The sequence below is a fragment of the Mycobacterium sp. genome (assembly GCF_035570115.1).
Classification (GTDB): domain Bacteria; phylum Actinomycetota; class Actinomycetes; order Mycobacteriales; family Mycobacteriaceae; genus Mycobacterium.
In genome coordinates this window covers 1-8809 of sequence record NZ_DATMLH010000311.1, presented here as the reverse complement: position 1 = coordinate 8809, position 8809 = coordinate 1, and the positions used below count along the sequence as shown (strand labels likewise).

Annotated in this window: 7 protein-coding genes; all 7 read right to left on the bottom strand. The window is 65.8% G+C overall.

What is annotated here, in order from left to right:
* Positions 1-43 precede the first annotated feature (43 nt).
* Positions 44-316 (bottom strand): HypC/HybG/HupF family hydrogenase formation chaperone, encoded by a 273-nt coding sequence (locus tag VNW74_RS29300; protein ID WP_325683433.1) that lies wholly within the window; start codon positions 314-316, stop codon positions 44-46.
* A 50-nt stretch (positions 317-366) separates the two neighbouring features.
* Complete coding sequence (gene hypE, locus VNW74_RS29295) at positions 367-1479, bottom strand: hydrogenase expression/formation protein HypE (RefSeq protein ID WP_325683431.1); 1113 nt, start codon at positions 1477-1479, stop codon at positions 367-369.
* The gene (locus VNW74_RS29290) at positions 1476-2150 is read right to left on the bottom strand and encodes an SIS domain-containing protein (protein WP_325683429.1); all 675 of its coding nucleotides are present in this window, start codon (positions 2148-2150) and stop codon (positions 1476-1478) included. The genes hypE and VNW74_RS29290 overlap by 4 nt, the downstream gene beginning before the upstream one ends.
* Positions 2147-2887 (bottom strand): HypC/HybG/HupF family hydrogenase formation chaperone, encoded by a 741-nt coding sequence (locus VNW74_RS29285; protein ID WP_325683435.1) that lies wholly within the window; start codon positions 2885-2887, stop codon positions 2147-2149. The genes VNW74_RS29290 and VNW74_RS29285 overlap by 4 nt, the downstream gene beginning before the upstream one ends.
* On the bottom strand, positions 2884-5256 hold the full coding sequence (gene hypF / locus VNW74_RS29280; protein ID WP_325683427.1) for a carbamoyltransferase HypF: 2373 nt from the start codon (positions 5254-5256) through the stop codon (positions 2884-2886). The genes VNW74_RS29285 and hypF overlap by 4 nt, the downstream gene beginning before the upstream one ends.
* Before the next feature lie 822 nt (positions 5257-6078).
* The gene (gene gatB, locus VNW74_RS29275; protein WP_325683425.1) at positions 6079-7593 is read right to left on the bottom strand and encodes an Asp-tRNA(Asn)/Glu-tRNA(Gln) amidotransferase subunit GatB; all 1515 of its coding nucleotides are present in this window, start codon (positions 7591-7593) and stop codon (positions 6079-6081) included.
* Between the two features lie 46 nt (positions 7594-7639).
* A complete protein-coding gene (locus tag VNW74_RS29270; RefSeq protein WP_325683423.1) occupies positions 7640-8671 on the bottom strand; it encodes an ATP-dependent 6-phosphofructokinase in 1032 nt (343 codons plus the stop codon).
* Between the last annotated feature and the right edge of the window lie 138 nt (positions 8672-8809).

The window sequence follows — 8809 nt, the reverse complement described above, 5'->3', positions numbered from 1 at the left end:
GTCACGGAATTCGTCAACGAATTTCATGTCGGTACCTTCCTGGTCAGACGATCGCCGAGGAGTCGAAAGCGTCCATTTCACTGGTGTAGGCGTCGCCGAGCTTCTTGACGGCCGCCAAGGTGAGCAATGCTTCGGTCTCGTCGATCTTGGCCATCGCGAAGCCGACGTGCACCAGCACCCAGTCGTCGGGTTCGGGCATCTCGTTCTCCAGCAGCCGCACCGAGATGGTGCGCTGCACACCACTGACATCGACCTTGGCCAGGTAGTTTTCGGCGTCGGTGATCTCGACGATCCGCCCCGGGATTCCAAGACACATGTGCGCTGACTCTCCTCTCTTTAGTCAAGCCTCTCGTTAGTCAAGCCTGCTCAGCAAATCCTCGGCAGCGGGTCGCCGACAAGCATGTCGACAATCCGGGAACCGCCGAACCCTGTTCGCAATACGACGGTTTCGGCGGGTTCGGCGACGATCTGCCCGACTTCGGTGGCCTCCACGCCCAACGGATGCGACCGCAGCGCCGCCAGACCGGCTTCAGCTTCATCCGGCGCGACGACGGCGATGAACTTGCCCTCGTTGGCGACGTAAAGCGGGTCGATACCGAGTAGTTCGCACGCGCCGCTCACCATCGGGTGCACCGGGAGGCGATCCTCTTCCAGCAACACCCCCAGACCACAAGCCTGGGCCAGTTCGTTGCATACGGTGCCGACACCGCCGCGGGTCGGGTCACGCAGCCAGCGCGTCGACGGCGCGGCCGACAGCAGCAACTCCACTAGCGGGCTCACCGCGGCTGTGTCGGAATGAATGTCGGCCTCGATGGCCAGGTCACCACGGGCCAGCATCACCGCCATCCCGTGATCGCCCATCGACCCCGACAACAGCAGCTTGTCGCCCGGCCGCACCGATGCTGGCGACAACTGGCGACCCACAGGGATCACGCCCACACCGGCGGTCGTAATGAACAGGCCGTCGGCCGCGCCATTCGGCACGACTTTGGTGTCACCGGTCACGATCTGTGCACCGCATGCCGCGGCCGCTGCCGCCATGTCGGCGACGATCTCCTTCAACTCGGCGATCGGAAAGCCCTCTTCGAGAATAAAGGCGGCCGAGATCCATTGCGGCACGGCACCGGCCACCGCCAGATCGTTAGCGGTGCCGTGCACCGCCAGTTCACCGACTGAGCCGCCGGGAAAACGCCTGGGCTGCACAACGAATGAATCAGTGGACATCACCAGCCGCTCACCGCCGGGCAAGTTGATCACCGCTCCGTCACCAAGGGACTCCAGCAGCGGATTGCGGAACGCCTCGATGAAGACCGCATCCACCAAGGCGGCCGATGCTTTACCACCGGCGCCGTGCGCCAGCGTCACGTGATCGTCGAGCAATCGGGGGCGACGTCGGCGGAATGACTCGATCCGTTCGATCACGTCACCCTCGCCGAAACGGGGCCCCGAGGCCAAGTATTCGCCTGACGACTTGCTCATGAGGCCTCCACTGGCTGGTTAGCCATCTGGTCGTGCACTGCCAGCCACAGCTGATAGCCAAGCAGCGCTTGGGATTCCTGAATCCTGTGCACACTCTGCGAACGAACCACGAAGCAAGCGTCGACATCCGGGCTTTTCGCGAACGCGCCGCCCTCGTATCCGGCGAAGCCGATGGTGTACATGCCGCGATGGCGCGCCTCCTTGAGGGCGGCCATCAAGTTGGGCGAGCTGCCGCTGGTCGACATCGCGGTCGCGATGTCGCCGGCTTTTCCGCGGGCGATCAACTGTCGGGCGAACACCAGCTCGAATCCAACGTCGTTGCCGAGCGCGGTGATGATGGCCTGATCGGCGGTCAACGACCAGGCCGGCAAGGGGCTACCGACCGGCGGCTGCGCGAACAGCCGCGCCAAAGTGGTGCAGTCGGTGCAACTTCCGCCGTTGCCGAAGGTAAACAGCCGTCCCCCGCTGCTGAACCGACGCGCCATCTCGGAGGCGGCGCGTCCGATCAGTTCGGTGTTGGCCTCCAGCGTCGAGCGGCGCAGCGCCAGACTTTCGGCGGCCTTGGCCTGCGCCGAGGCAGCCAGGTCGGCGAGTAGCGATTTGGGATCGTCTTCCTGCGCGTCGATGAACGGATAGAGGAAGTTCGTGGGCTCGTCGCCGGCGCGGGTCATGAGCGCCGCTCCTCCTGCTCGACGCGGCTGATCGCCGTCCCGGCGTGCACCAGTAGCAGTTCCCCGGCGGCGACCGGGTCGACCAGTGTGGTCGCCACCGTTTCGACGCCGCGGGCGGTGCGTACCGTGGCCATTCCATCGGCCGTCGCGGTAAGCACCTCTCCCAGGCGACCTTCGTCGCTGCAGGTGATACAGACGTCTTCGGTGCACGCTTCACCTTCGTTTAAACCCTGTTTCAACAATCCCGGGTGCTCGAAGCAGACGTGGGTGAGCTCCCACAGCAGGTGGTAGAACAACACGAATCCACCTGTCGCAGGGACTCTGGGGTCGGGGTCGTCCAGCCACAAAACGTGGTCTGCCATCCCGGGTTTGGGCCGCTCGCCACTGCCGATCCAGACGGTCGTGACGCCCCACGCCCGGCTCCGGTGCATCACCGATCGCACTTCGGGGTCGTCGACGCCGGAGACGGCCACCACGATGTCGCCGGGCCGCACCGACACCCGCACCACGTCGACCACATCGGGTCCGGTGATCGCTACGGCCGGCAACGCCCGCTTCCCCACGATCACCGGGTGGATGAACTCGACCGCGATATGCAGCGCGTGCGGCTCCCACCCCGGCGCGATCGACCACATTGTGGCGCCCGCCGCGAAGCGTCTGGCCAACGTGAACGAGGTGGCTGCCAGATCGGCGGCCAAGTCGGCGTCCAGCCCACGGTCGATCGCGGTGGTCGTCACATCGTTACCCACCGATCACACTCCCCCTTCTTCGCTCGCCCTCGTTCTTCGTCAAGCGCGGCCAGTACCGAAACCGCGGCCTGACCCAGCGCCAATCCCCCGTCGTTGGGTGGAACAGCGTGGTGTGTCAACACTTCGAACCCCTTCTGCTGCAGCCGTTGTCGGCATTGCCGCAGCAGCAGCACGTTCTGGAACACCCCGCCGGTGAGGCCCACCATCCGCACCTCGCCGGCAACCAGGCTGACCACCTCCGAGACCGCGTCAGCAACGGCATGATGGAAGCCCGCGGCCAGCACCACCGGTTGGACGCCGTCGCGCAGCGCCGACACCATTGCCCGGACCATGCCGGTCGGGTCGATCACCCCGTCGGTGCGCACGTCCATCCGTAAACAAGCCCGGGCGTCATCGGCCGAATCGGCCAGCGCCTCAAGTTCGATGGCAGCCTGACCCTCATAGTCGATGCGGTGCCGCACCCCGAGCAGCGAGGCGACGGCGTCGAACAGCCGACCCATGCTCGAACACGCCACACAGCCGGTATTGCTCTCTAATTGCGAACGGATAAGCCGCAATTCAGCAGATGAGGCCGCGACCACCGGGGCCAAATCCAGAGTCCAGTCGATGCCGGCCATCCACAACTGGGACAGGGCCATCCGCCACGGGTTGCGCACTGCGGCATCGCCGCCGGGCAGCGGCACCGGTAACAGGTGCCCGACCCGGACGAATCGGTGGCTGTCCGGCCCGACAGCGAGAATCTCGCCGCCCCAGATCGTTTCGTCGCAGCCATAACCCGTGCCGTCGAAGGACACCCCGACGATCGGTTCGCCCAGCCGACCGTGTTCGGCCAGCAGCGAGGCCACGTGGGCATGGTGGTGCTGGACGAGATCCAACGGCCGGTCATCGGCATGCCGCTCGGCCCAATCGCGGGTCTGATATGCGGGGTGCAGGTCCGCGGCCAATCGCACTGGCCGGTGCCGAATTTCACTGAGCTGGGTGACCGCTCGCTCAAACGCCCGAAGCGTCTCCAGCGTTTCCATGTCGCCGATGTGGCCGGACATGTAGGCGCGCGATCCGTCGGTGAGACAGAACGTGTTCTTGAGTTCGCCGCCGACGGCCAGGACCGCCGGCCCGTCGCGACCGAGGTCGATAGGCAGCGGTGCGTAGCCACGGGAACGGCGGATCGGTAATTCCCGGCCATCGATGACGCGGACCACCGAGTCGTCACACGGCACGTGGATCGGCCGGTTGTGGTCGAGCACCGCGTCGCACAGTGCCGAAAGACGAGACCCGGCATCGTCTTCGGTGAAGCAGATGGGCTCGTCGGAGCGGTTGGCACTGGTCAGCACCAGCGCGTCGGGCACCGTGGGGTCGGCACCGGGAACGGGCGCGAGCAGCAGGTGATGGATCGGCGAATACGGCAGCATCAAACCCAGCAGTGGGCTGCCCGGTGCGACGGCGTCGGCGACCGGCGCATCGGCGCGTCGGCGCAGCAACACGATCGGCCGGGCGGGGCTGGTGAGCACGGCGGCCTCGGCATCGTCGATGTGCGCGTAGCGGCGGGCAACGCCGAGATCGCGCACCAGCATCGCGAACGGCTTGGCGCCGCGCGCCTTACGGCTGCGCAGCGCGGTTACCGCCGCCTGGTCATGAACAACGCAGGCCAGGTGATAACCGCCGATACCCTTGATCGCGACGACAGCCCCGGCGGCCAACGCCCGTTGCGTTGCGGCCAGCGCCGCATCGGCGCCATCGACCCGATCGGTTCCGGAGGAGAACCACAGCGATGGCCCGCAGTCCGGGCAGGCGATCGGCTGGGCGTGGAAGCGGCGGTTGGCCGGGTCGTGATACTCGCCAGCGCACCGCTCACACATCGCGAAAGTCGACATGGTGGTGGTCGGGCGGTCGTACGGCAAGGCTCGAATGATCGTGAACCGCGGGCCGCAGTTGGTGCACGTGATGAACGGATGCCGGTAACGGCGGTCCCGCGGGTTGAACAGTTCGGTGATGCAGTCGTCGCAGACCGCGATGTCGGGCGGAATCGGCGAGGTGGCCCCGGGCGCCGCCTGGCTTTCGACGATGCGAAAGCCGTTACCGCCGAGTGCGTTCGCTTCGACGTCGGCAATGGATACCGTGTTGATCCGGGCCAGTGGCGGCGCCTCGGCGGACAGCCGACGCCCGAACTCGTCAATGCGGGCGATCGGTCCCTGAACTTCGATGAACACCGCACCGGAATCGTTGCCGACGAATCCCGCCAACCCGAGTTCGGTGGCGATCCGGTGGACGAAAGGGCGAAAACCTACTCCCTGGACGACGCCGACGACGGTGAATCGCTGCCGCACGGCGTCGGAGCGCAGCATCAGTGCGTCGGTCATAGGGGCCGCCAAAGGGGCGCAGACATCGAGGTACTGGGCGGCACGACGTTATCGCCGCTTCGATGGGTACCCCAATCAGCACACGTCGCGATCACACCGTTCTGTTGTCACGGCTTCCCCGACAAAACCCATCGTAGGCGCGTACGACATGCCCCGGTCGGGATTCGACCAGCCCAACCCACAGCCGCTCAGATCAGCACCTACGCCTTATGCCGACCGTTGACCGGAACTGCCTGACGGGCACTGCTAAAGCGCCCAACGCTGTTTCACGGGACTCGATTGTCTTAGCCAATGCTTGCCCTGAATTCAGGGTTTTATTAGCCTTTGCTCAGGCCTATTGTGCACATGTACAGCGTGATCTATGTCACAGCGGCAGCGTCAAACGACGGGCACTTTGCCGCCCAGCGTCGACAGCTCGCTGCTCAACGGCGTTAGCGCTACCGTGAGCGGTCTTCCCGTCGCCCTCACGGGACACGCGGTCGGGCCCATTGGTTCCTCGATAGAGCTGGACCAAGGCATCGCGAACGCACTCGGCTTTAGCTTCCCAGCTACAGCCATGGACACCGGCGGCTCACTCGATGATCTGTTGAGCACCCTGACTACCGGGCTCGACGGCGATCTGTCAGCCCTCACCGGTCGTCCAGCGACTTCAGCGCACTGCTGACGGATGGTCTGGGGAGCCTGGGGAGCCTGTTCTGAGTACAGGATTGGCGGCCGGCGCCGATGTTCGCAGTCGGGTTTTTGTGGCTTGACCAGGGCTTTGAGCCCTCGCGCAGAAGCTAGGAGCGATCGGCCCCCTCGTTCGGGAGGGGGCCGATCGTGCTAACTGCAGGCTTTGAGCACCAGCTCGCGCACCCGCGCCGCGTCGGCCTGGCCCTTAGTGGCCTTCATGACCGCGCCGACGATCGCGCCGGCCGCCTGCACCTTGCCACCGCGAATCTTCTCCGCCACATCGGGATTGGCGGCCAACGCCTCGTCGACCGCGGACTGGATCAACGAATCGTCGCGCACCACGGCCAGTCCGCGCGCCGTCATCACCTGTTCGGGCTCGCCTTCCCCGGCGAGCACGCCCTCGACAACTTGGCGGGCCAGCTTGTTGGACAGCTTGCCCTCATCGACCAACGCCACCACACCGGCGACTTGCTTCGGCGTGATCGGCAGTTCGTCGAGTTCGAGGCCGCCCTCGTTGGCTTTTTGCACCAGGAAGTTGCCCCACCAGGCGCGGGCTTCCTTACTGGACGCGCCGTGCTCGATAGTGGCAGTGACCAACTCGACTGCGCCGGCGTTGACGAGATCGCGCATCACCTCGTCGGAAACACCCCACTCTTGCTGAATTTCCTTGCGCCGCAGCCACGGTAGCTGCGGGATGGTCTGGCGCAATCGGTCGACCAACTCGCGGCTGGGCGCGACCGGCTCCAGGTCCGGCTCGGGGAAATAGCGGTAGTCCTCGGCGGTTTCCTTGGTCCGGCCCGGACTGGTGTACCCGGACTCCTGGAAGTGGCGGGTCTCCTGCGTAACCCGTCCTCCTGACGTCAAAACGGCGCCTTGCCGTTGCATTTCGTACCGAACGGCGACCTCGACGCTCTTGAGCGAGTTGACGTTCTTGGTCTCGCTGCGGATGCCGAACTCGGTAGCGCCAGTCGGCTTGAGCGACACGTTGGCGTCACAACGCATCGAGCCCTGATCCATCCGGACATCGGAGACACCCAACGCGCGCAACAGATCTCGTAGCGCGGTCACATAGGCCCGCGCGATCTGCGGCGCGCGCTCACCGGTCTCCACGATGGGCTTGGTGACGATCTCGATCAGCGGCACACCCGCGCGGTTGTAGTCGATCAGCGACATCGTCGCGCCATGAATGCGGCCGGTCTCGCTGCCCAGGTGGGTGAGCTTGCCGGTGTCCTCCTCCATGTGCGCGCGTTCGATCTCGACTCGCCAGCTGGTGCCGTCCTCCAGGGGCACCTCCAGATAGCCGTTGACGGCGATCGGCTCGTCATACTGCGAGATCTGGTAGTTCTTCGGCATGTCCGGGTAGAAGTAGTTCTTGCGGGCGAACCGGCACCACGGCACGATCTCGCAGTTCAACGCCAGCCCGATCCGGATCGCCGATTCGACCGCCGCCTCGTTGAGCACCGGTAACGAACCCGGCAGGCCCAGACACACCGGGCACACCTGAGTGTTGGGCTCGGCACCGAACGCGGTCGCGCAGCCACAGAACATCTTGGTGGCGGTGGACAGCTCGACGTGCACTTCCAGGCCGAGCACCGGGTCGTAGCGCGCGATGACGTCGTCGTAGTCGAGCAACTCCGCGCCGGGCGCCTTGGCAGCAGCGGTCATGCGTTCGATCCTAATTGGCCGCCGGAGGCGTCGGCGCGGGGCAGGCCTAGCCGAAGAAGGCGGCGGCGTCGTCGTAGCGGCTCTGCGGTACCAGTTTGAGCTGGCGCACCGCTTCTGCCAGCGGCACCCGGCCGATGTCCTGACCCCGCAGCGACACCATCTGTCCGTATTCAGCGGCGTGCGCGGCGTCGGCTGCATTGACCCCGAAACGGGTGGCCAGTACCCGGTCATAGGCAGTCGGCGTACCGCCGCGCTGGACGTGGCCAAGCACGGTCACCCGGACTTCTTTGTTGATGCGCTTCTCCACCTCGGCGGCCAACTGGTCGGCCACGCCGGTGAATCGCTCATGGCCGAACTCGTCGATGCCGCCCTGGCGCAGCGTCATCGAGCCTTCAGCCGGTTTGGCGCCTTCGGCGACCACGCAAATGAAGTGTGAGTCGCCGCGCTGGAAACGCCGCTTGACCAATCGGCAGACCTCGTCGATGTCGAAGGGCTGCTCGGGGATCAGCGTCATGTGCGCGCCGGATGCCAGCCCGGCGTTGAGCGCGATCCAGCCGGCGTGTCTGCCCATCACCTCGACCAGCATCACCCGCTGGTGCGATTCGGCGGTGCTGTGCAATCGGTCGATGGCGTCGGTGGCCACCGTCAGCGCGGTGTCGTGACCGAAAGTCACGTCCGTGCAATCGATGTCGTTGTCGATGGTCTTCGGCACACCAACGACGGGCACGTTCTCTTCGGAGAGCCAGTGCGCAGCGGTCAGCGTACCTTCGCCGCCGATCGGGATGAGCACGTCGATGCCGTTGTCATCCAAGGTCTGCATGATCTGTTCCAGCCCGGCCCGCAGCTTGTCAGGGTGCACGCGGGCAGTGCCCAGCATCGTTCCGCCCTTGGCCAGCAGCCGGTCATTACGGTCATCGTTGGCCAGCTGCACACGCCGGTTCTCCAAGAGCCCGCGCCAGCCGTCCTGGAATCCGACCACCGACGACCCGTAGCGGGCGTCGCAGGTGCGTACCACTGCCCGGATGACGGCGTTGAGTCCAGGACAGTCGCCACCGCCGGTGAGAATTCCGATCCGCATGTGTTCATCTTGCCCCGAGGGGGCCGTCGCAGCAGCCGATCCGTCTGGCGGCGATGCGGAGCGGTACGCCCTGAGATGGGGGCACCCCCAGCCGCAACGCAGCGAGGGGGCGAGGGGGCGAGCCAGACCACCGACCTA

Bases quoted from the DNA above. Each gene is read 5' to 3' on its own strand.
- VNW74_RS29300 (WP_325683433.1), bottom strand. From the start codon at position 316: ATGTGTCTTGGAATCCCGGGGCGGATCGTCGAGATCACCGACGCCGAA.
- hypE (WP_325683431.1), bottom strand. From the start codon at position 1,479: ATGAGCAAGTCGTCAGGCGAATACTTGGCCTCGGGGCCCCGTTTCGGC.
- VNW74_RS29290 (WP_325683429.1), bottom strand. From the start codon at position 2,150: ATGACCCGCGCCGGCGACGAGCCCACGAACTTCCTCTATCCGTTCATC.
- hypF (WP_325683427.1), bottom strand. From the start codon at position 5,256: ATGACCGACGCACTGATGCTGCGCTCCGACGCCGTGCGGCAGCGATTC.
- gatB (WP_325683425.1), bottom strand. From the start codon at position 7,593: ATGACCGCTGCTGCCAAGGCGCCCGGCGCGGAGTTGCTCGACTACGAC.
- VNW74_RS29270 (WP_325683423.1), bottom strand. From the start codon at position 8,671: ATGCGGATCGGAATTCTCACCGGCGGTGGCGACTGTCCTGGACTCAAC.